Annotated in this window: 17 protein-coding genes; 9 read left to right on the top strand and 8 right to left on the bottom strand. The window is 61.5% G+C overall.

What is annotated here, in order from left to right; all coding sequences use genetic code 11:
- Positions 1–393 precede the first annotated feature (393 nt).
- The 4 genes from rpoB to NW841_RS01570 all read left to right on the top strand — a co-directional run bounded on the left by rpoB (position 394) and on the right by NW841_RS01570 (position 10498).
- Positions 394–3795, top strand: coding sequence for a DNA-directed RNA polymerase subunit beta (rpoB, locus tag NW841_RS01585; protein WP_414370446.1), 3402 nt, complete (start codon positions 394–396; stop codon positions 3793–3795).
- Between the two features lie 106 nt (positions 3796–3901).
- Positions 3902–5785, top strand: a complete 1884-nt coding sequence (locus NW841_RS01580; RefSeq protein ID WP_414364182.1) for a DNA-directed RNA polymerase subunit gamma — start codon at positions 3902–3904, stop codon at positions 5783–5785.
- 89 nt (positions 5786–5874) lie between these two features.
- The gene (locus NW841_RS01575) at positions 5875–9786 is read left to right on the top strand and encodes a DNA-directed RNA polymerase subunit beta' (protein ID WP_414385060.1); all 3912 of its coding nucleotides are present in this window, start codon (positions 5875–5877) and stop codon (positions 9784–9786) included.
- Positions 9767–10498, top strand: a complete 732-nt coding sequence (locus NW841_RS01570) for a uracil-DNA glycosylase (protein ID WP_414385059.1) — start codon at positions 9767–9769, stop codon at positions 10496–10498. The genes NW841_RS01575 and NW841_RS01570 overlap by 20 nt, the downstream gene beginning before the upstream one ends.
- A 175-nt stretch (positions 10499–10673) precedes the next feature.
- On the opposite strand, the gene tenA is transcribed toward NW841_RS01570, so the two are convergent.
- From tenA to NW841_RS01555, 3 genes are all read right to left on the bottom strand, one after another.
- Positions 10674–11333, bottom strand: coding sequence for a thiaminase II (gene tenA, locus NW841_RS01565; RefSeq protein WP_414376446.1), 660 nt, complete (start codon positions 11331–11333; stop codon positions 10674–10676).
- A gap of 63 nt (positions 11334–11396) precedes the next feature.
- Complete coding sequence (locus NW841_RS01560; RefSeq protein ID WP_414364186.1) at positions 11397–12422, bottom strand: long-chain acyl-[acyl-carrier-protein] reductase; 1026 nt, start codon at positions 12420–12422, stop codon at positions 11397–11399.
- A gap of 127 nt (positions 12423–12549) precedes the next feature.
- Positions 12550–13281 carry an aldehyde oxygenase (deformylating) gene (locus NW841_RS01555; protein WP_414364188.1) on the bottom strand — a complete coding sequence of 244 codons (732 nt, stop codon included), beginning with the start codon at positions 13279–13281 and terminating at the stop codon, positions 12550–12552.
- 195 nt (positions 13282–13476) lie between these two features.
- Here NW841_RS01555 and NW841_RS01550 point away from each other — a divergent pair, with 195 nt between their 5' ends.
- Positions 13477–13779: a hypothetical protein gene (locus tag NW841_RS01550; RefSeq protein ID WP_414385057.1), complete on the top strand. Its 303-nt coding sequence runs from the start codon at positions 13477–13479 to the stop codon at positions 13777–13779.
- A 16-nt stretch (positions 13780–13795) separates the two neighbouring features.
- On the opposite strand, the gene NW841_RS01545 is transcribed toward NW841_RS01550, so the two are convergent.
- Positions 13796–14290, bottom strand: coding sequence for a pentapeptide repeat-containing protein (locus NW841_RS01545; protein ID WP_414364190.1), 495 nt, complete (start codon positions 14288–14290; stop codon positions 13796–13798).
- A 163-nt stretch (positions 14291–14453) separates the two neighbouring features.
- On the opposite strand from NW841_RS01545, the gene NW841_RS01540 reads away from it, so the two are divergent.
- Positions 14454–14804 carry a gas vesicle protein GvpV gene (locus NW841_RS01540; RefSeq protein WP_414370440.1) on the top strand — a complete coding sequence of 117 codons (351 nt, stop codon included), beginning with the start codon at positions 14454–14456 and terminating at the stop codon, positions 14802–14804.
- Between the two features lie 386 nt (positions 14805–15190).
- Positions 15191–16624, top strand: a complete 1434-nt coding sequence (gene atpD, locus NW841_RS01535) for a F0F1 ATP synthase subunit beta (protein ID WP_414364192.1) — start codon at positions 15191–15193, stop codon at positions 16622–16624.
- Positions 16625–16674: 50 nt separating this feature from the next.
- Here the strand turns inward: atpD and rppA are convergent, their stop codons facing one another.
- A complete protein-coding gene (rppA, locus tag NW841_RS01530) occupies positions 16675–17388 on the bottom strand; it encodes a two-component system response regulator RppA (RefSeq protein ID WP_414385056.1) in 714 nt (237 codons plus the stop codon).
- Positions 17389–17391: 3 nt separating this feature from the next.
- Entirely contained in the window at positions 17392–18324 is a 933-nt protein-coding gene (gene rsmI, locus NW841_RS01525) for a 16S rRNA (cytidine(1402)-2'-O)-methyltransferase (protein ID WP_414385054.1), read from the bottom strand.
- A gap of 99 nt (positions 18325–18423) precedes the next feature.
- Between rsmI and NW841_RS01520 the strand changes: the two genes are divergently transcribed.
- Both NW841_RS01520 and cbiB read left to right on the top strand, forming a co-directional pair.
- A complete protein-coding gene (locus NW841_RS01520; protein WP_414364198.1) occupies positions 18424–18888 on the top strand; it encodes an RrF2 family transcriptional regulator in 465 nt (154 codons plus the stop codon).
- 22 nt (positions 18889–18910) lie between these two features.
- Entirely contained in the window at positions 18911–19921 is a 1011-nt protein-coding gene (gene cbiB / locus NW841_RS01515) for an adenosylcobinamide-phosphate synthase CbiB (RefSeq protein WP_414364195.1), read from the top strand.
- A gap of 158 nt (positions 19922–20079) precedes the next feature.
- Here cbiB and NW841_RS01510 read toward each other — a convergent pair whose 3' ends face one another.
- Both NW841_RS01510 and NW841_RS01505 read right to left on the bottom strand, forming a co-directional pair.
- Positions 20080–20364, bottom strand: a complete 285-nt coding sequence (locus NW841_RS01510) for a hypothetical protein (protein ID WP_414364196.1) — start codon at positions 20362–20364, stop codon at positions 20080–20082.
- A complete protein-coding gene (locus NW841_RS01505; protein ID WP_414364197.1) occupies positions 20361–20945 on the bottom strand; it encodes a thylakoid membrane photosystem I accumulation factor in 585 nt (194 codons plus the stop codon). Before NW841_RS01505 ends, NW841_RS01510 begins: the two co-directional genes overlap by 4 nt.
- Positions 20946–21022: the final 77 nt, after the last annotated feature.

Here is a 21022-nt window from a genome sequence, read left to right as displayed (position 1 = left end):
TGGGGATCCCCTCTGGTCACCGCGACGCAGACCAGAACCCCCACCAGGCTGAGCGCGCCCTCCAACGACTTGACCTGGCCTCCAGGCCCACCCCACTTTTCCGAGCCCTGTTGACGACCGGCAAGCAGAGTTGGAGCAGCAGGTGACTGCCCAACAGTCAACGATTAGAATAATCTGCCTGAGTGTGAATGGATGTGAACAATCCTTAAGGCAAATTGGGGAACGCTCCTGCAACCGCGGCCCAAAGGGGATCCCAGGCGATCTGGCGACATTCGCCGGACAGGCACTCGAGGGAGCCGGCCATCTCCAGCCCTTGTAACGTTCGTTGACGATCGTTGGCAGGGTTTCTATAATTAGAGGCCTGACTGCAGCGCAACCCCTGCCGAGCAACGCATGACACAATTAGCAGTGCCATCCCCTGCCGCTTCTACCTTGCCTGACCTGGTAGAGATTCAGCGGGAGAGTTTCTTGTGGTTTTTGCGAGAAGGGTTTGAAGAGGAGCTCCTCAGCTTTTCCCCTATCGTCGATTACACGGGCAAGCTGGAACTGCACTTTCTGCCGGAGTACCGCCCTGGGGATCCCTCCAAAGGGTATAAAATCAACAAACCGCGCTACGACCCGGAGGAAGCTAAGCGACGGGATGCTACCTACCAAGCGCAAATCCGGGTACCCACTCGCCTGATTAACAAAGAGACGGGCGAGATCAAGGACATGGACGTCTTCATCGGCGAGCTGCCTTTGATGACGGATCGGGGTACCTTTATCATCAACGGCGCCGAGCGGGTGATCGTCAACCAGATCGTGCGCAGCCCCGGCGTCTACTACAAGTCGGAACTGGACAAAAACGGTCGCCGCACCTACAGCGCCAGCCTGATTCCCAACCGGGGCGCCTGGCTGAAGTTTGAGACCGACAAAAACGGCCTGGTGTGGGTGCGCATTGACAAAACCCGCAAGCTCTCGGCGGCAGTTCTGCTCAAGGCTTTGGGCCTGAGCGACTCGGAGATCTACGACAGCCTGCGCCACCCCGAATTTTTCCAAAAAACCATGGAAAAAGAGGGGCACTACAGCGAAGAAGAAGCCCTGATGGAGCTGTACCGCAAGCTGCGGCCCGGCGAGCCTCCCACTGTGTCCGGTGGGCAGCAGTTGTTGGAATCCCGCTTCTTCGATCCCAAGCGCTACGACCTGGGCCGAGTAGGGCGCTACAAGCTGAACAAAAAGCTCAATCTCAACGTGGCGGAAAATGTGCGGGTGCTCACCGTCACGGACATCTTGGCCGTCATCGACTACCTGATTAACTTGGAGTACGACATCGGCCATGTGGACGACATCGACCACCTGGGCAACCGCCGCGTGCGCTCGGTGGGCGAGCTCTTGCAAAACCAAGTACGGGTGGGCCTCAACCGCCTGGAGCGGATCATCCGCGAGCGCATGACGGTCTCCGAGTCAGAGAACCTCACCCCAGCCTCGCTGGTCAACCCCAAGCCCTTGGTGGCGGCCATCAAGGAGTTCTTCGGCTCCAGCCAGCTCTCCCAGTTCATGGATCAGACCAACCCGCTGGCGGAGCTGACCCACAAGCGGCGGCTGTCGGCCTTAGGCCCCGGTGGCCTGAGCCGGGAGCGGGCCGGCTTTGCCGTGCGGGATATCCACCCCAGCCACTACGGACGCATCTGCCCCATCGAAACTCCCGAAGGCCCCAACGCCGGGCTGATTGGATCCCTGGCCACCCACGCCCGCGTCAACCAGTACGGCTTTATCGAAAGCCCCTACTACCGCGTTGAGAACGGCGTGGTGCGCAAGGATCTGGGGATGGTCTACCTTACCGCCGACGAAGAGGACGAATATCGCGTGGCGCCGGGGGACGTGCCGGTAGATGCCGAGGGCCGCATCACCGTCGATCTGGTGCCGGTGCGCTACCGCCAGGAATTTACCACCGCTCACCCCAGCGAGGTGCATTACGTGCAGGTGGCTCCGGTGCAGGTCATCTCGGTGGCCACCTCCTTGATCCCCTTTTTGGAGCACGACGACGCCAACCGCGCCCTCATGGGGGCGAATATGCAGCGGCAGGCAGTGCCTCTGCTGAAGCCGGATCGGCCTTACGTGGGCACTGGCCTGGAAGCCCAGGCGGCGCGGGACTCTGGCATGGTGGTGGTGTCGCGCACCAGTGGCGTGGTGACCTATGTTTCTGCCGACGAAATCGTGGTGCGGCCAGACGACGGCGGGGATCCGATTGTTTACCGTTTGCAGAAGTACCAGCGCTCCAACCAAGATACCTGTCTCAACCAGCGCCCTCTTGTCTACGCGGGGGATCGGGTGGTGCCCGGGCAGGTGCTGGCGGACGGTCCGGCTACCGAGGGGGGCGAACTGGCCTTGGGCCAAAACGTGTTGGTGGCCTACATGCCTTGGGAGGGCTACAACTACGAAGATGCCATCCTGATCAGCGAGCGGCTGGTCTACGACGACGTCTTCACCTCGGTACACATCGAGAAGTACGAGATCGAAGCCCGGCAGACCAAGCTAGGGCCGGAAGAGATCACTCGCGAGATTCCCAACGTGGGGGAAGATGCCCTGCGCAACCTGGACGAGAACGGCATTGTGCGCATTGGGGCTTGGGTGGAAGCCGGCGATATTTTGGTGGGCAAGGTCACTCCCAAAGGGGAATCGGATCAACCGCCGGAGGAGCGGCTGTTGCGGGCCATTTTCGGCGAGAAAGCCCGCGACGTGCGGGACAACTCGCTGCGGGTGCCCAACGGCGAGCGCGGGCGGGTGGTGGATGTGCGCATCTTCACCCGCGAGCAGGGGGACGAGCTGCCGCCAGGTGCCAACATGGTGGTGCGGGTTTACATCGCCCTCAAGCGCAAGATCCAGGTGGGGGACAAGATCGCGGGCCGTCACGGCAACAAGGGCATCATCTCCCGCATCTTGCCGATTGAAGACATGCCCTACCTGCCAGATGGCACCCCAGTGGATGTGGTGCTCAACCCCCTAGGGGTGCCCTCCCGCATGAACGTGGGCCAAGTGTATGAGTGCCTACTGGGCTGGGCAGCAGAGCACCTAGGGGTACGCTTTAAGCTAATGCCCTTCGATGAAATGCACGGCTTGGAGGCTTCCCGGCTGACAGTGGAGGCCAAGTTGCGGGAGGCGCGCGAGAAGACTGGCAAGGACTGGATCTTCAACCCTGAAGGCAAGTACTGTGGCAAAGTTCAGGTGTTTGACGGCCGCACGGGTGAGCCTTTCGACCAGCCGGTTACGGTGGGCCGTGCCTACATGCTGAAGCTGGTGCACTTGGTGGACGACAAGATCCACGCCCGCTCTACTGGCCCCTACTCGCTGGTAACCCAGCAGCCCCTGGGGGGCAAGGCGCAGCAGGGTGGCCAGCGCTTTGGCGAGATGGAGGTGTGGGCTCTGGAGGCGTTTGGGGCGGCCTACATTTTGCAGGAGCTGCTCACCGTCAAGTCGGACGATATGGTGGGGCGCAACGAGGCCCTCAACGCCATTGTCAAGGGCAAGCCCATCCCCCGACCCGGCACGCCGGAATCCTTCAAGGTGTTGGTGCGCGAGCTGCAGTCTCTCTGCCTGGATGTGTCTGTCCATAAGGTGGAGGTAGACAGCGATGGCCAGACCCGCGATGTGGAGGTGGATCTGATGGCCGATGTCTCCAACCGCCACACCCCCTCGCGGCCCACTTATGAATCCGTTACATCCGAGGATCTTTCTCCAGGGGCAGGAGGAACCTTTACCTTAGCCAACCGCAGCCGCGAGGAAGACGAAGACAGGGAGGAGGAGGACGATTTTTGATTGATGCTGGGGACGGCTGGGGTCCCATTCGGCTCAGGAGAGGGGGGGTGTAGTTCCTCTTCCCTTGCTTTGTAGGTGCTAGGGCAGCAAGTTAGGAGAAATGGCAATGGCCAGAACAGATCAGCGCTTTGACTATGTCAAGATTGGGCTGGCTTCTCCGGAGCGGATTATGGAGTGGGGCCAGCGCACCCTGCCCAACGGCCAAGTGGTGGGAGAAGTCACCAAGCCAGAGACCATCAACTACCGGACCCTCAAGCCGGAGATGGATGGCCTCTTTTGTGAGCGCATCTTTGGGCCAGTTAAGGACTGGGAGTGCCACTGTGGCAAGTACAAGCGCGTGCGGCACCGCGGCATTGTTTGCGAGCGCTGTGGAGTGGAGGTAACCGAGTCGCGGGTGCGCCGTCACCGCATGGGCTACATCAAGTTGGCTGCCCCGGTCACCCACGTTTGGTACCTGAAAGGGATCCCTAGCCACATCGCTACCCTGCTGGACATGCCGCTGCGGGACGTAGAGCAGGTGGTGTACTTTAACGCCTATGTAGTGGTGGATCCGGGCAACGCTCCCAACCTCTCCTACAAGCAGTTGCTGACCGAGGATCAATACCTCGAGATCGAGGATCAGATGTACGAGGAGGGATCCGAGCTGCAACTGCCGGAGAACTGGGCCATGATTGGGGCGGAGGCGATCGAACGCCTGCTCAAGGATATTGACCTGGAAAAAGAGGCGGAGCAGTTGCGGGAGGAGATCGCCAGCGCCCGCGGCCAAAAGCGGGCGCGCCTAATCAAGCGGCTGCGGGTGATCGACAACTTCATCGCCACGGGAGCCCGGCCAGAGTGGATGGTGCTGCGGGTGTTGCCGGTGATCCCGCCGGATCTGCGCCCGATGGTGCAGTTGGATGGAGGCCGCTTTGCCACCAGTGACCTCAACGATCTCTACCGCCGCGTGATTAACCGCAACAACCGCTTGGCGCGGCTGCAGGAGATCATGGCGCCGGAGATCATCGTGCGCAACGAGAAGCGTATGCTGCAGGAGGCGGTGGACGCCCTGATCGACAACGGTCGGCGGGGGCGCATGGTGGTGGGGGCCAACAACCGTCCTCTCAAGTCCCTCTCCGATATCATCGAGGGCAAGCAGGGGCGTTTCCGGCAAAACCTGCTCGGCAAGCGGGTGGACTACTCTGGGCGTTCGGTAATCGTGGTAGGGCCCAACCTGCGCATGCACCAGTGTGGCTTGCCCAAAGAGATGGCCATCGAGCTGTTTCAGCCCTTTGTGATCCACAAGTTGATCAAGCGGGGCATCGTCAACAACATCAAAGCCGCCAAAAAGCTGATCCAGAGCAACGACCCGCAGGTTTGGGACGTGCTGGAGGACGTAATCGACGGCCACCCAGTTTTGCTCAACCGTGCTCCAACGTTGCACCGCCTCGGGATCCAAGCTTTTGAACCAATCCTGGTGGAGGGGAGGGCGATTCAGCTCCACCCCTTGGTCTGCCCGGCCTTCAACGCCGACTTCGATGGCGACCAGATGGCCGTGCACGTGCCCCTGTCGTTGGAAGCCCAGGCGGAAGCGCGCTTGCTGATGTTGGCCACCAACAACATCCTCTCCCCGGCCACCGGCGCTCCAATTATCACCCCCAGCCAAGACATGGTTTTGGGGTGCTACTATCTGACGGCGGACAATCCCCACGCCCCCGACCTTGGCGATCGTTATTTTGCCAGCCTGGAGGACGCCCTCATCGCCTACGACCGCGGCGTCATCGGCCTGCACAGCAAAATCTGGGTGCGCTACAGCGGCCCGATGGAGTTGGGCAAGGAGGAAAAAGAGTCGGAGCCCCAGATTATCGAGGAGCCGGGCGGCACCCGCCTCAAGATCACCAACTACCGCCGCATCCGCGAGGATCAAGACGGCAACGTGATCAGCCAATACATTCGCACCACGGCGGGCCGGATCATCTTCAACAAAACGGTGCAAGATATTTTGTCTGCTTGAAGCTGCCCCTATGGACGTTGCCCTTGTCGATAGGCAGCTAGGATCCCTACCCCCTTGTCCAGAACTGTCAGAGTTATCACTGAGGCATTATGAGCGAAAAAGGACGCTTTTCCGCCGGTTTAATCCGGCAGGCCGCTGACGGCGCCAAAGCCGAGACTCCGCCGCCCCCTGTACCCTTCCGCAACTATCAAATCGGCAAAAAAGAGCTGCGCAACCTGATTGCCTGGTCATTTGCCCGCTACGGCACTGCCCGCACTGCCCAAATGGCGGATGCCCTGAAGGCCATGGGCTTCAAATACGCCACCCAGGCTGCCGTTTCCATCAGCATCGAGGATCTGCGCATTCCGCCCAGCAAGCGGCAGTTGTTGGCCCAGGCGGAAGCGGAGATCGAGGCAGCCACGGAGCGCTACACCCGCGGCGAGATCACAGAGGTGGAGCGCTACCAGAAGGTGATTGACACCTGGAACCAGACCAACGACCAAATCAAGGAGGAGATGCTCAGCAACTTCCGCCAGAACGATCCCCTCAACTCCGTATACATGATGGCCAACTCGGGGGCAAGGGGGAACGTCTCGCAGGTGCGGCAGTTGGTGGGCATGCGCGGCCTGATGGCCAACCCGCAAGGGGAGATCATCGACTTACCGATTAAAACCAATTTCCGCGAGGGCCTGACCGTTACTGAATACATCATCTCTTCCTATGGGGCCCGCAAAGGTTTGGTGGACACGGCTTTGCGCACTGCCGACTCCGGCTACCTGACCCGCCGCCTGGTGGACGTGTCTCAAGATGTCATCGTGCGGGAATCCGACTGCGGCACCGACCAAGGGATCCTGCTGGAACCCCTGATGGATGGGGACAAGGTGGTGGTGTCGCTGGAGGAGCGCCTGGTGGGCCGGGTGCTGGCTCGTGATGTAGTACACCCGCAAACCCAGGAGATCATTGCCCGTCGCAACCAAGAGGTAGATCACGACTTGGCCAAAGCCATCGTGGAGGCGGGCATCCGGCAGGTGATGGTGCGTTCTCCCCTCACCTGTGAGGCCAACCGCTCGGTGTGCCGCATGTGTTACGGCTGGAGCCTGGCCCACTCCCGTCTGGTGGATCTCGGAGAGGCGGTCGGGATCATCGCCGCCCAATCGATTGGGGAGCCGGGCACCCAGTTGACCATGCGCACCTTCCACACGGGAGGTGTATTTACCGGGGAGGTGGCCCGCCAAATTCGCGCCCCCTTTGCCGGCGTGGTGCGGTTCCCGAAAAACCTGCGCACCCGCCCCTTCCGCACCCGCCACGGCGACGATGCCCTGCAGGTGGAGGTGAACAACCAAATTGTCCTGGAAGGGCCGGAGGGGCGACGGGAAGTCTTCGACCTGACTCAGGGATCCACCCTGCTGGTGCGGGACGGGGCCCAGGTGCAGCGGGATCAGTTGATTGCGGAAGTGGCGTTGGCCAAGGCCGTACGCAAGAGCACCGAGAAAGCCCAGAAGGAGGTGGTGGCCGACTTAGCGGGGGAAATCCGCTTTGCCGATCTGCCCATCGAGGAGAAAACCGACCGCCAGGGCAACACCACCTACACCGCGCAGCGGCAAGGGTTGATCTGGGTGATGTCCGGCCAGGTGTACAACCTGCCGCCAGGGGCCGAGCCGGTGGTGAAAAACGGGGATCGGGTGCAGGCGGGGGATGTGATCGCTGAGACCTCGCTGGTAACCGAGCACGGTGGCATTGTGCGGCTACCGGAGCGCAGCGACAGCAAGAGCGGGCGCGAGGTGGAGATCATCAACGCCGCAGTGGTGTTGCATGAAGCGCGGGTGCGGGTGGAATCCCACCAGGGCCGGGAGCAATTTTTGCTGGATACGGCCAGCGGGCAAACCTTTGTCCTCAAGGCTACGCCAGGTACCAAGGTGGGTAACGACGAGGTGGTGGCGGAGCTGATCGAGAACAATTTCCGCACCCAGACGGGTGGCCTGGTGAAGTTTGCCGGTGTCGAGGTGGCACGGCGGGGCAAGGCGAAGCAGGGCTACGAGGTGATCCGGGGCGGCACCCTGCTGTGGATCCCGGAGGAGACTCACGAGGTGAACAAGGACATCTCCCTCTTAAATGTGGAAGATGGCCAGTACGTAGAAGCCGGCACCGAGGTGGTGAAGGACATCTTCTGCCAAAATGCCGGCGTTGTCGAAGTTATCCAGAAAAATGACATCCTGCGGGAGATCATCATTAAGCCCGGCTCCTTGCATCTAGTGGATGACCCCGCCGACTTGGAAATACCCACCGGCACGCTAATCCAGCCAGGCCAGAAGCTGCTCAGCAGCATCGTCCCTGACCGGTTGGTCTATCTGGAGCAGGTGGAGACTCCTGAAGGGCCAGGTCTGCTACTGCGCCCAGTGCAGGAGTACGAGATTCCCGACCGCCCGTTGGTGCCCAGCCAAGAGTCTACCAGCGAGTCTGGCCGCTCCATTCGCCTGCGGGCGGTGCAGCGCGTTCCCTTCAAGGATGGGGAGCGGGTGAAGTCGGTGGGGCCGGTAGAACTGCTGCGCACACAACTGGTGCTGGAGATCGATACCGACGCCCCGCAACTGAAGGCCGATATTGAGCTGATCCAAGATGAGAGGGATCCCAGTATCCGTCGCCTGCAACTGGTGATCCTGGAAACCCTGCTGCTGCGCCGCGACGTGGAGGCAGATCTCACCCAGGGGAGTACCCACACGCGGCTGTTGGTGAGTGAAGGAGACAGTATCGGCAGGGGAGGTGTTATTGCCCGCACCGAGATTCAGGCCAAAAAAGCCGGGATCGTGCAAGGGATCCGCCAGGGCGCGGAAGTGGTGCGACGGGTTCTGGTGGTTACCGACGACGACCTGCTGACGGTGCCTCTGACGGGCCAAGCCAGCGTCGAGGGGGGAGCGCTGGTGCGGGCCGGCGACGAGCTGGCGCCGGGGATCCCTGCTCCTGAGTCGGGGCAAGTGATGCAGATTGCCGATGGCCAAGTGGTGTTGCGGTTGGCGCGGCCCTACTTGGTGTCGGCAGGTGCCATTCTGCAGGTGCGGGATGGGGATCTGGTGCAGCGGGGGGATGCCCTGGCTCTCTTGGTGTTTGAGCGGGCCAAGACGGGAGACATCATCCAGGGTCTGCCGCGGATTGAGGAGCTGTTGGAGGCCCGCAAACCCAAGGAAATGTGTGTTTTGGCCAAGCGGCCCGGCACGGTGCAATTGAGCTGGCGGGGAGAAGAGCCGGATCTGCGGGTCATCGAAGCGGATGGCACGGTTACGGAATACTCGGTGTTGCCGGGGCAAAACCTGATTGTGGTCGATGGCCAGCCGGTACAGGTGGGGGATCCGCTGACCGACGGCCCGGCCAACCCCCACGACCTCTTGGAGATCTACTTCGAGTACCATCGCCAAACCTTGGGCGACGACCAAGCCGCACGGCTGGCCTTGCGGGAGGTGCAGCGCTTCCTGGTCAACGAGGTACAGAACGTCTATCGCTCGCAAGGGGTGGAGATCGCCGACAAGCACATCGAGATTGTGGTGCGCCAGATGACCTCCAAGGTGCGGGTGGACGACAGCGGCGACACCGTCCTGTTGCCGGGCGAGCTGGTGGAGTTGCGGGAAATCCAGCAGACCAACGCCACCATGGCCATCACCGGCGGGGCGCCGGCTAAGTACACGCCCGTTCTGCTGGGGATCACCAAGGCCAGCTTGAACACCGACAGCTTCATCTCGGCGGCCAGCTTCCAGGAGACCACGCGGGTGCTGACGGAGGCGGCCATCGAAGGCAAGTCCGACTGGCTGCGGGGTTTGAAGGAGAACGTGATCATCGGGCGCTTGATCCCGGCGGGCACCGGCTTCAGCACCTACGAGGAGATGGCGCCAGAACCGGAGCCCGAGGAAGAGGAGGAGCCTGTCGTGCTGCCAGAGCTGCCGCCCCGCCTGATCTTGGAGGACGACCAGCTCATTGACGACTCCACCCCTGCCTTCGACGAGCCAGTGGAGGATGAGGGAGAAGAAGAGTGAGGCGTTGACGGATCCCCAGTCCTGGGCGGCCCTACAGGCTGAGATCGTTGCTTGCTGCCGCTGCCCCCGCCTGGTGGCTTGGCGAGAAGGGGTTGCCCAGCGAAAGGTGGCCCGTTTTCGGGAGCAGACCTACTGGGGCCGAGCGGTGCCGGGGTTTGGGGATCCGCAGGCGCGGCTGTGGGTGATCGGCTTGGCGCCAGCCGCCCATGGGGGCAACCGTACAGGCCGGGTGTTTACCGGGGATCCCAGCGGGGATTGGCTATTTCGCGCTCTGTACCGGGCCGGGTTTGCCAATCAACCCATCTCCCTGCACCGGGAGGATGGACTGCAATTGCGGGATTGCTACATCTCAGCCGTGGTGCGCTGCGCGCCGCCAGACAACCGCCCCAGCGCCCCAGAAGCCAAAGCCTGCTTGAGCTACTTAAAGCGCGAGTTGGAGTTGCTGGCCCAGGTACGGGTGATCTTAGCGTTAGGCCATTTTGCCTTTCGCTACACCTTGGCGCTCTTGCCGCCTCTCAGGCCCCGCCCCCGCTTTGGCCACAACTGCGTTGTTCCTTTGGGAGAGGGTCGCTATTTGCTGACGTCTTACCACCCCAGCCGGCGCAACACGGCCACCCAGCGGCTGACAGAGGCGATGCTGGACGCCGTCTTTGAGCGGGCGCTGCAGTTGTTGTCTCCATCTCCGCCATCCAACCCCCTGATCGAGTTTTGAGCTGAAGATTCTGCAGTGGCCGGACGTTTGGCCAAAGGCTGGAGTCGTTGCCGCCCCTCACCCCCAACCCCTCTGCCCCAAGGGGAGAGGGGAGCTGGAGATCAACGGAGGGGCTGTTTCATAGCCACTTGCAATGGCAGCGACTACCTTGCTGAGCCGCCGGGCCCGGCAGGGATCAAGCCGGCTGCCAGGTTTCCAGGCGGTAGGCGCTGTCCCAAAACAGCCATTCCAGGCGGGAGGCGGCTACAAAAGCGGCGGTCATCTTTTCCCGCATCGCCGCTGTGGTCTGCGCAGCCAAGGAGTCGGTGATGGCAAGGGCCTGTTGCACCACCTGGGCAAATTCTTCCCCCGCGTAGGTGTCGATCCATTGTTGGTAAGGATTGTTGGGCTTGGCGGTGCGGTAAATGGCGGATCCCACCTCACGGTAAATCCAGAAGCAGGGCAGCACGGCGGCCATGGCCACCTCGTAGGGATCCAAGGCAGCCGAGGCCAATAGAAAACGGGTGTAGGCGAAGCAGGCAGGAGCGTAGGTTGTCTCCGGCTGGATGTCGTAGAGGCGAAAGTAACTCTCGTGCAGGCTGCGTTCGGCAACAATGGCCCCCAGGGCAAAGTTCAAGAAACTCACCACCCGCTCAGCCCCTTCAGAACGAGCCCCGATCAAGGCGAGGGCGCGGGCAAAATCGGTGAGATAAAGAGCATCTTGCTGCAGGTAGAACTGGAAGCGCTGCCGCGAGAGGCTGCCTGCCGCCAGCTCTTGGTTAAAGGGGTGATCCAAGATCTGTTGGTAGATAGGCTCGATTGTCTGCCAGAGGTGGGTGGTAAAGGATTGGGACATGGTGGCTCTCTCGCAGCGTTGTCTATTTTCCTACCGCTTTTCAGAGAGTCGGCCTAGCTGGAGCTAGGCTTCGGGCATGAGGGGGCGGAAGCCATGCTTGCGAGACAGTTGCCCGATTAAATCCAGTTTTTCTAGGGTAATCAAGTTGCGGCCCCAACTGAAATTGGTGTGTAGGCCCTCGAACTCCAGGAGCATCGCCTCGGCAAAGCAGGCAAAGAGCTGTCGGGCCGGGTTGGCCACATTCAAAAACTGCATAATATTCCACTCGATATCGAGAGAGTGTTCCACCATGCCGCCGTCGATCACGTACAGCCCCTTGCGCTGCAACTTGGAGGCGATGTTTTTCGGGTAGCCACCGTCGATGATCACGCAGGGATCCGGCAACACCTGAGGATCGAGGGCCACCCCTTGGCTCATGCTGGCCACCCAGACGATGAAATCGGCGCGGGGCAAGGCCTCTTCCAAGGAAGAGATTTCCCCTTTTTTAAGTTTGGCCTGCAGCTCTTCCAGGCGTCGCCGCTCGCGGGCTATCAACAGCAATTTGGCCGGGGAAGTGTGGGCTACCAACCACTGGCAGATGGCACTACCGATATCGCCGGTGGCCCCCACCACGGCAACTGTGGCGGCTGCCAAATCCATGGCGTAGCGCTGGGCCGCTGCCTGCAATTGCTGACAGATAATATAGGCTGTGTGGGTGTTGCCGGTGGTAAAACGCCGAATTTCCAGGTCGATGTTGCGCACCCGCCGGAGGGTGTCAAGGCGAAAATTCTCGAAAATAATGCTGCTAAATCCTCCCAGGGTGGTGATGTTCAAGCCGCGCCGCTGCGCCAAGGCCATCGCATTCAAAATCTTGCGACAGGCCGCTTTTACCCGTCCCCCCGCCAACATTTCCGGCAGGAAACAGGATTCGACGTACTGGCCATAGATTTTTTGGCCCGTGATGCTGGTCACCACGATCTCGTCCACCACCTGAGGCGGAGCCATGCACCAAAATTCCAGGTCGCTCTCCGCATATTCGGAATACCCCAGCTTATCTGCCACCCGTTTTGCGTGGGCCAGGCTGGTCAGGTGCCCGATCAGGCCGAACATAGATGCTCACTCACTTCAATACTTATGAGCTCCATCCGGATCCCATCAAAACATGTCCGCACCCAGGAAGGGTAGGGAACGTTCCAGCCAGGCCGGAAAACCAATCGGCAGGCAGAGTTGAGGTGGGTCAGGCAGCCCGCAGACCCTGGGCCGAGAGGCGCATCACCTCGCGAGTGTTGAAACCGATGTTGGCCAGGGCCTCGCCGTAGGCGATCATGAAATCTTCTACAATGGCCTCGCGATCCATGTAAATGGCTTCCACATCCGCCTCTACCTGCTGCAGCATCTGCCAGACTAGAGGCAGATTTTGGGCGTTGGCCGCTTCGATCTGGGCTTTGACCTCGGCAAAGTGTTCGCCCAGCCAGCGCTCCCCAAAATTGAGGTGCAGATACTCGTCCTTAACTACCCCCTCGGTAATCTTGCGGGCAAAGTCATCGGCGACCGGGATGTAGATGTTGTAGGCAGCGATGGCAAAGCACTCGATGATCAAAGACTGAATGACAAAACAGGAGACCAGGTTCCTTGCCGCTGCGGCACTTTGGAAATTGTCCCGCAAAGGCGCGAAAAAGGCGCGGGCAAACTCCACATCGGGTTCCACCTGCAGGTTTTTGCCGCAGGCCTGGAAGCCCTTCATGTGGCGCAATTCCATCTTGGCCAGCTTGCGCAGCTCCTCTGCAGCTTCCGGCAGCATTTCGGCCAGCTTGAGGTAGTTGTCGTGGGCTTCTTGTTCCCCTTCGATAACAATACCGTTGATGCGGGAGTAGGCCTGCCGATACCCTGGGCTGCTGTAGTCTAGGGCAGTACCGCCCCCATCAGCGGGGGAGGGAGGGGTGTTGGGCAGGACGTTCGCTGGGGCCATACTCGTGCATCTCCTTTTGTCGTTGTAGATTGTTGTGAACCGCTTCGCCGGCCCTTCAACAATCCTGGCGCTTGCCACTCAATTGTTCCTCTACTCAGAATAGCCTTAGGTGGCGCGGAATTCATCGGATCCCTTTTGCCCAGGCAGGCAAGCCTGTTAGGGTGAGTGCTCAGGTGCCGTTGAGGAGCCTGGGGTATGTCTGCTCTTGGGGAGGGCCTGAATCAATTGCGCCAGTTGCTGGTGGATCTGGAGGAACAATCTCTCGATCAGCCAATTGGCAGCGCCGAGGAGGTGTTGCAGGTTATCGAGTTGGCAACGGCTTTTGAGCTGTTTGAGGCGGAAAGCAGCGGTTTGCTGCTCCAGATTGTGGCCAATCTCTGGGATCGGGTACGCCAGCACACGCTGTCGGCGCAGGAGATCGAGGCGGTGGCGGAGAAGCTGCGGGCGGTGGGCTATACCGATGCCGAGATCCAGGAGATTTTGGATCTGGAGCCTTAGGACAACTAGCTGCAGGCTAGGCGGAAACCATGCCCAACTCGGCGGGGGCGACATCTGCTTCTAGGTGAGTGGCTGTGTCATAACAGGCTCCCCGCAGGTTGGCCAGCTTAAGTTTACAGCCCCTGAGGTTGGCCCCTTTTAGGTTGGCGCCGCTGAGGTTGGCCCCCGCCAGGTCTGCCTGGCTGAGATCGGCACCCCTCAGGTCGGCTGCGCTCAGGTTGGCGCCGCGCAGGTTGGCCCCTTGCAATCGGGATCCCGGCAACTTGGCTTTTTCCAGGTTGGCCAGGCGCAGGTTGGATCCCTGAAGGTCGGCTTGGCTGAGGTCGGCGCCGCCCAGGTAGGCCCGCTCCAGGTTGGCAGCGCCCAATTTGGCCTGCTGGAGGATTGCCCCGCCCAGGTCGATCCCAGCCAAGTCGGCACCAGCCAGGTCGGCTTCGGCCAATTGGCTGTTGCTGAAGTCCCGCTCACCGCTGCCATAACGCTGCAACAGTTCCGCTGCGGTTTCGACCATTGCTTTTCCCCATGCCAGACAAGTCGGATCCTACCGAGGAACAGGGTTGCCGCCAAGGGCGCAAATCCTCCAGGCAGCGCCTATCGGCCATGCCTTGCTCCTGTCTCTAGATCCGAATATCTGCCAAGGCCACTGGCCCTCTGGCCTACAAGAGCGCGCTAGGATGGGCGCAACGCCCTTTTCTCTGGATCCCATCTGTTCTGTTATGAGCTTGCCCCGCGTGCCCCGCTCCCGGCCCCGCCCAAAGTTGCGCTCGATCCCTCGCCGCAAAACCGAATCTGCTCTCTATGCCGAGATGCAGCAGCTCACTGTGGAAAAGCAGCGGCTCAACCAGGAATTGGAGTTCATTCAGGAACGGCAAGGGCAGATTCAAGCAAGGCTCTGGGAAATCGAACAAGCGCTACAGCGTTTTCAGCAGGAGGCAGAGCGCTTTCGGGATCCCGCCGCTGCTCCAGAACCGGCCACGGGCCGCTTCTCCTCCTCCCGTTTCCCGCCGATGACCTTTGAGTACTGAGCCAGGTTCCCTACTGGGTGGGGAAGCCAAAGCCATTGCCGAAGGCCGATGGCTCCAAAAACTGGGTTTAAATCCCCGTCCTGTCCTTTGGGACGGCCTTGTGGTAGCTTTTGTATGGCGGCATGGGTAGTCAGCCGCTTCAAAAACCCAGTAGTCTAACCCCTAAGACATCAGCTAGGGTTTTGTCTGGGCCTGGAAGCGGTACCTTTGGGCAGAAGAGAACCGAGCAGTGAGACCGAAGTCCCGGGGCAGACCCGTTGGCTTTTGCTACCGGGATCCAGCCGCCCAGGCTGACTCATGGCCCATTCTGATGTTGATTTCAACTCCCATCCGGCATCGCTGAGTCCATAACTGCAACTGAGCACACAAGGAGCTGAGCCTCGACCATGGTTACTGCCACCGCTACTGCGACCAACGTTGGCTACATCACTCAGGTCATTGGGCCTGTAATCGACGCCGAGTTTCCCAGCGGCAAGCTGCCTGAAATCTACAACGCTCTCAAGGTGGAAGCGACGACCGAAAGCGGCCTGAAGGTTAAAGTCACCTTTGAGGTGCAGCAGCTTTTGGGGGATAACCGCGTGCGGGCTGTGGCTATGTCTTCTACCGATGGCTTGGTGCGGGGCATGCCAGTGGTGGATACAGGTGCCCCGATTACCGTGCCGGTGGGCGAGGCTACCCTGGGTCGCATTTTCAACGTGCTGGGGGAGCCAGTGGATCAAGGTGAGCCGGTGCAAGCCAAGGAGTTTGCTCCTATCCACCGCAGCGCGCCGCCCTTTGTGGAGCTGACCGTCAAACCGGAGCCCTTTGAAACCGGCATCAAGGTGATCGACCTGCTGGCCCCCTTCAAGAGAGGTGGCAAGGTGGGCCTGTTTGGCGGCGCTGGCGTTGGCAAAACAGTGCTCATCCAGGAGCTGATCCACAACATCGCCGAGGAGCACTCCGGCCTATCGGTGTTTGCAGGCGTGGGAGAGCGCACCCGCGAGGGGAACGACCTCTACAACGAGATGAAAGAATCGGGGGTGCTGGACAAGGTGGCGCTGGTGTACGGCCAGATGAACGAGCCGCCGGGCGCCCGTATGCGGGTGGGCCTGACTGCCCTGACGATGGCGGAGTACTTCCGCGACGTCAACAAGCAGGATGTGCTGCTGTTTATCGACAACATCTTTCGCTTTGTGCAGGCCGGGTCGGAAGTGTCGGCGCTGTTGGGCCGCATGCCCTCAGCGGTAGGCTACCAGCCCACCTTGGCTACGGAAATGGGCAACCTGCAAGAGCGCATCACCTCTACCAAGCAGGGATCCATCACTTCGGTGCAGGCGGTGTATGTGCCTGCTGACGACTTGACGGATCCGGCACCGGCGACGACGTTTGCCCACCTGGATTCGACAGTGGTGCTGTCGCGCAGCTTGGCCGCCAAGGGCATCTACCCGGCGGTGGATCCTCTGGATTCTTCGTCCACCATCTTGCAGGCAGACATTGTGGGTGAGGAGCACTACAACACCGCCCAGGCGGTGAAGCAAACGCTGCAGCGCTACAAAGAGCTGCAGGATATCATCGCCATTCTGGGGTTGGACGAGCTGTCGGAAGAGGACAAGCTGGTGGTGGCCCGTGCCCGCCGTATCGAGCGCTTCCTGTCGCAGCCCTTCTTTGTGGCGGAGGTCTTCACCGGCTCGCCCGGCAAGTACGTGAAGTTGGAGGACACCATCAAGGGCTTCCAGCGCATTTTGTCGGGGGAACTGGACGATCTGCCGGAGCAGGCTTTTTACCTGGTGGGCACTATCGAAGAGGCCATTGAGAAGGCGGAGAAGCTCAAGTCTAAGTAATGCCCTCACCCCCAGCCCCGCTCCCGGCGGGAGAGGGGAGTTGATGACTGCTAGGGATCCTCGGCCACGGGCCCGAAGCGGTAGCCTTTGCCATAGACGGCGTGGATCAACTCGGGGGAGCCGGGCAAGCGCAGGCGACGCCGCAACAGGCGTACCTGGGCGGCCAGGACGTTGCTGCTGGGGGGATCCTCGCCGGCCCACACCCGCTCGTAGATCTGCTCGTGGGTGAGCAACTGGCCAGGGTGGGTCATGAAGTACTCCAGCAGGCGGAATTCCTTTTGGGAGAGGTGGATCATCCGCCCCTGGCGGTAGGCCACTTGGTTCTCCCGATCCAGCTCCAGATCCCCAATTTGCAGGCGAGGGATCCCTTCGCCGGGGCTGGCGGCCCGCCGCAAGAGGGCCCGCACCCGCGCCAGCAGCTCCCGCAGCTCGAAGGGCTTGACCAGGTAGTCGTCGGCGCCGGCGTCCAGCCCTTCCACCCGGTCGTCGAGGGTATCTTTGGCGGTTAGGAAGAGAATGGGGGTGGCGCGGGACGCAGTCCTTTCCACTTGGCGCACCTGTTGGCAGAGGGAGAGGCCGGACAGGCCCGGCAACATCCAGTCCAGTACCAGTAGGTCGTAGGGTGGAGCTGGGGGCTTCTGCAGCAGCTCCCAGGCACTGTTTCCCTCGTAGGCCACGTCCACGCTGTGGCCCTCTCGCCGCAGGTGCTGGGCCAGGGAATCGGCCAACTCCACTTCGTCGTCCACCAACAAGATGCGCGCCATGTTCTAGGAGTCTGTCTCGTCGTCGGTTGCAGAAGAAAGCTCGACTGCCGAGGAGCAATCCGAGCCGGGCAGCGGCTCCAGTTGCAAAGAGAGATCATAAAGGCGGCGCCGCGTCCAGAGGGGGGATCCCTGGAAGCGCTGGGCCAGTTGCCGGCTAGCGGCGGAGCGGGAGAGGCCCTCGGCCAGCAGGCGGGCCAGCTCCTGGCGAACTTCCGCTTCGGAAGGGAAGGTTTCTGCATCTTTTTCAGGGGAAGGCCGCCCCTCTAGAACAAGGGTGAACTCTCCCCGCGGTGGCTGGGCGGCGCAGTGCTCCAGAGCGGCGGCCAGGGATCCCCGCCAGAAGGACTCGTGCAGCTTAGTCAGCTCACGGGCCAGCACGATCTGCCGCTCCGGGCCGCAGTGAGCCAGGAGATCTTGCAGAGTTTGCTGCAGGCGGTGGGGGGCTTCGTAGAGGACGATGGTGCGCTCTTCTTGGGCCAGTTGTTGCAGACGGGCCTGCCGCTGGCTGGTCTTGAGCGGCAAAAAACCCTCGAAGACAAACCGCCCTGTGGCCAGCCCAGAAGCAGCCAAGGCGGCCACTGCCGCTACCGGGCCAGGCACCGGGATCACGGGGATCCCGGCTTGGATGCAGGCGCGCACCAGTTCTTCACCCGGATCGGAGATGGCGGGTGTGCCGGCATCGCTGATTAGAGCCACCGACTGCCCTGCTGCCAGATACTTCAGGATTTGCGGGATCCGCTGTGCCGTGTTGTGCTCGTGATAGCTGATGAGGCGGGCGGAGATCTGAAAGTGTTTAAGAAGCTGGCCGGAGTGGCGGGTGTCTTCTGCTGCCACCCAGTCCACCTCCCGCAAAACCCGCAGCGCCCGCAGGGTAATGTCTTCGCGGTTGCCGATGGGGGTCGCCACCAAGTAGAGACCGGCGGTGGGGCGCTCCATCTCGATAAGGCCAGAGCTAAGCGGGTACCGCTTTCCAGGTTAACCGCTCTGGCCGGGATCCCTGTGGCAGGATCGGGGAAGATTGGCGGGAGAAAGCGGGTGCGCCTGACCACGCGAGCTACCTATAGCATCCGGGCTTTGCTGGATCTGGCGATGCTCGGCGCGGGGCAGATGGCCTCGGTGCGGGCCATTGCTGAGCGACAGCGGATCCCGGCCCCCTATCTGGAAAAGCTGTTGATCGAGCTGCGCCAGGCCGGTTTGGTCTGTTCGCAGCGGGGGGCGCAGGGGGGCTACCGGCTGGCACGAGCACCGCGGCGGATCCCGATCAGCGCCATTTTGGCAGCGGTGGGAGAATCTCTGGATCCTCTCCCAGGCAGCTCTGAGAGGGCAGAGGCTCAGCAGGAAGGCTCTGCGGATGGGCTGGACTGGGTAACGGAGGCCCTCTGGCGGCGGATTGCCCAGCGGGTGGAGCAGGTGTTGGAGGAAACAACTCTGGAAGATCTCTACTTCGACGCCCGCAGTTGGCAGGCAGCCCAAAGTCAGGAGGGGGGGTTTGTGGTCTGATCGCGCCTGCGGGAGGGAGACCTTGCTGTTTTTCCCGAGTCAGCCGGCCGCTCCCCTGGTGCTGGCGGCAGCTTTGGGTCTGGATTACTGGTTGGCAGATCCCTGGGGGTGGCCCCATCCGGTGCGGGTAATGGGGGCGGTCATCGCCTGGGGACAAGGCTGTATCCTCAAGCACTGTTCGACCCCACAGGCACAACGGTGGGGCGGAGCAATGCTGACACTGGCGCTGCTGGCGGGATCCTACGCAGCAGGTTGGGGGCTGATCGCCGTTGCCCAGGCTCTCCATCCCTGGGCAGGGATCCTGATGCACGCCATCCTAATGGCCAGTTGCCTGGGGGGGCGCAGCCTGCGCTTTGCCGCCTTGGAGGTGTTGGATCCCTTGGAAAGGGGGGATCTGCCGCAGGCCCGCCAACGGCTGAGCCGCTACGTGGGCCGGGATACAGAGCACCTGACGGAGGCGGAGATTTTGCGGGCGGTGATCGAGACGGTGGCGGAAAATACCCCGGACGGGGCGACGGCCCCTTTGTTCTATGCCTTTTTGGGAGGGGCGCCCTTGGCTTTGGCCTACAAGGCCAGCAGCACCCTCGACTCGATGGTGGGCTATCGCCACGCCCCCTTCACCTACTTGGGCACGGTGCCGGCCCGCTGTGAGGATGTGCTGACCTGGCTGCCCTGCCGGCTGACGGTGCTGACCCTGGCCCTGCTCAGCGGGGATCCCTGGGGGTTTTGGCAGCGGTGTCGCCGCGACGGGCGGGCGGATCCCAGCCCCAATTCGGGGTGGAGCGAGGCGGCCTTTGCCTGGCGGCTGCAGATCCAGTTGGGAGGCACCAATTGCTATCGCGGGATCCCGAAGGAGAAGCCCAAGGTGGGGATCCCAGCCCGTCCCTTGAGCCCCCAGGTGGTGCGGGAAAGTCTGGGGCTGCTGCGGCAGGTTCTGGGGGTGTGGGGAAGTTGGATGGTGGGCGTAGCTCTAGTTCTCAGCTTGGGAGAGGGGCTGGGGGCCACTTCGGTATCGATTATTTGGTGGTATTGAGAAAGTCGCCGAGATTGAGGATGGTGTTTTGCTCGCTGACGATGGTTGGGATATCGTCAGGCAAGTTGCGGACGTACTCGAGCTGAAGGGCCTAGGGCGTCGCAGGCGCATGGGAAAGGGCTCCGGGATCCAAGACTTTTGATCTTTCTTAACGGGTGCTAGCTCAGCACCCAGCGCTGGAGAGCAATGCCAAGGAGCAGGCCGAGGCCGCCAAAACGCAGCACCTGCCAAAAGGTGGTGGGAACGGGGTTAAACACTTCCAACAGGTAGGCTTGCAGGCGTTGCTCCAATTGGCTAACTTCCGCCTGAATTTCAGCCCAGTGTTCGGGGGAAAGCTGGGACAGGCGCTCCAGCTCGCGCAGGTCGGCTAGCCGCGCTTGCAAGCTCTCGAGCTTGGCTTGCAGAGCCTCAAGCAAATCCGGGGAATCGGGAGGGGCGGTCACGGCTGTGCCTCGGCTGGGGGGGCAGGGGAACGGGGTCGGGAAAATCCGGTCTGAATTTCGTTGAAGGGCTTAGCTTTGATCACCCCTGGGGGGACAGGATCCAACTGGAAGAGGGCGCGAATGGCGTTTTCCACTTCGGTGATGGGGCGGTTGCCAATGGATTGGTAGACGAGGTTGCCCTGGGAGTCAAAAAGGAGGGTTTGGGGAACTCGGCCGCTGTAGTACTGGCCGCGCTCGTCCCCAGGCAGGAGGGAATCAACAGAATAGGGAATGAAATAGACTGCCCGGCCATAGCGAACTTGCAGGTTGGCCAGGGTGGCTGCGTATTTTTTGCAGTCGCTGCTGTCGTCAATGTAGTAAACGAGGAGGGCCGGGATCCCTTGTTCTTTCGCCTGCTTGAGGGAGACGCGCGGCGGAACCATGCCGCCGTTGGAGCCGTAGAGGGCAAAGATGTTGCCGTCGTAGCGGTCGTCGTTGAGGAGGGCATAGGCAGGCAGAGACAACCAGCCTATGAACACGACGCACAAAGCCACCAGGAGAAGACGCAGCCACAGCATGATTTGGAGAGGACTGTTGGGCAAAGAGGGGGCTCCCTCATTGTGCCATTTTGCTCTGGCGCCGTGCTCCCCCTTCCAGTTTGCGGTGGGATCCCTTCATG

The sequence above is a fragment of the Synechococcus sp. H60.3 genome, from assembly GCF_047462295.1.
Lineage (GTDB): Bacteria > Cyanobacteriota > Cyanobacteriia > Thermostichales > Thermostichaceae > Thermostichus.
This window is presented reverse-complemented; position numbering and strand designations above follow the sequence as displayed.

What these genes read in the sequence shown, in the direction of transcription:
- rpoB (WP_414370446.1), top strand. Translation starts at nt 394, where the DNA reads ATGACACAATTAGCAGTGCCATCCCCTGCCGCTTCTACCTTGCCTGAC.
- NW841_RS01580 (WP_414364182.1), top strand. Translation starts at nt 3,902, where the DNA reads ATGGCCAGAACAGATCAGCGCTTTGACTATGTCAAGATTGGGCTGGCT.
- NW841_RS01575 (WP_414385060.1), top strand. Translation starts at nt 5,875, where the DNA reads ATGAGCGAAAAAGGACGCTTTTCCGCCGGTTTAATCCGGCAGGCCGCT.
- NW841_RS01570 (WP_414385059.1), top strand. Translation starts at nt 9,767, where the DNA reads ATGAGGGAGAAGAAGAGTGAGGCGTTGACGGATCCCCAGTCCTGGGCG.
- tenA (WP_414376446.1), bottom strand. Translation starts at nt 11,333, where the DNA reads ATGTCCCAATCCTTTACCACCCACCTCTGGCAGACAATCGAGCCTATC.
- NW841_RS01560 (WP_414364186.1), bottom strand. Translation starts at nt 12,422, where the DNA reads ATGTTCGGCCTGATCGGGCACCTGACCAGCCTGGCCCACGCAAAACGG.
- NW841_RS01555 (WP_414364188.1), bottom strand. Translation starts at nt 13,281, where the DNA reads ATGGCCCCAGCGAACGTCCTGCCCAACACCCCTCCCTCCCCCGCTGAT.
- NW841_RS01550 (WP_414385057.1), top strand. Translation starts at nt 13,477, where the DNA reads ATGTCTGCTCTTGGGGAGGGCCTGAATCAATTGCGCCAGTTGCTGGTG.
- NW841_RS01545 (WP_414364190.1), bottom strand. Translation starts at nt 14,290, where the DNA reads ATGGTCGAAACCGCAGCGGAACTGTTGCAGCGTTATGGCAGCGGTGAG.
- NW841_RS01540 (WP_414370440.1), top strand. Translation starts at nt 14,454, where the DNA reads ATGGGCGCAACGCCCTTTTCTCTGGATCCCATCTGTTCTGTTATGAGC.
- atpD (WP_414364192.1), top strand. Translation starts at nt 15,191, where the DNA reads ATGGTTACTGCCACCGCTACTGCGACCAACGTTGGCTACATCACTCAG.
- rppA (WP_414385056.1), bottom strand. Translation starts at nt 17,388, where the DNA reads ATGGCGCGCATCTTGTTGGTGGACGACGAAGTGGAGTTGGCCGATTCC.
- rsmI (WP_414385054.1), bottom strand. Translation starts at nt 18,324, where the DNA reads ATGGAGCGCCCCACCGCCGGTCTCTACTTGGTGGCGACCCCCATCGGC.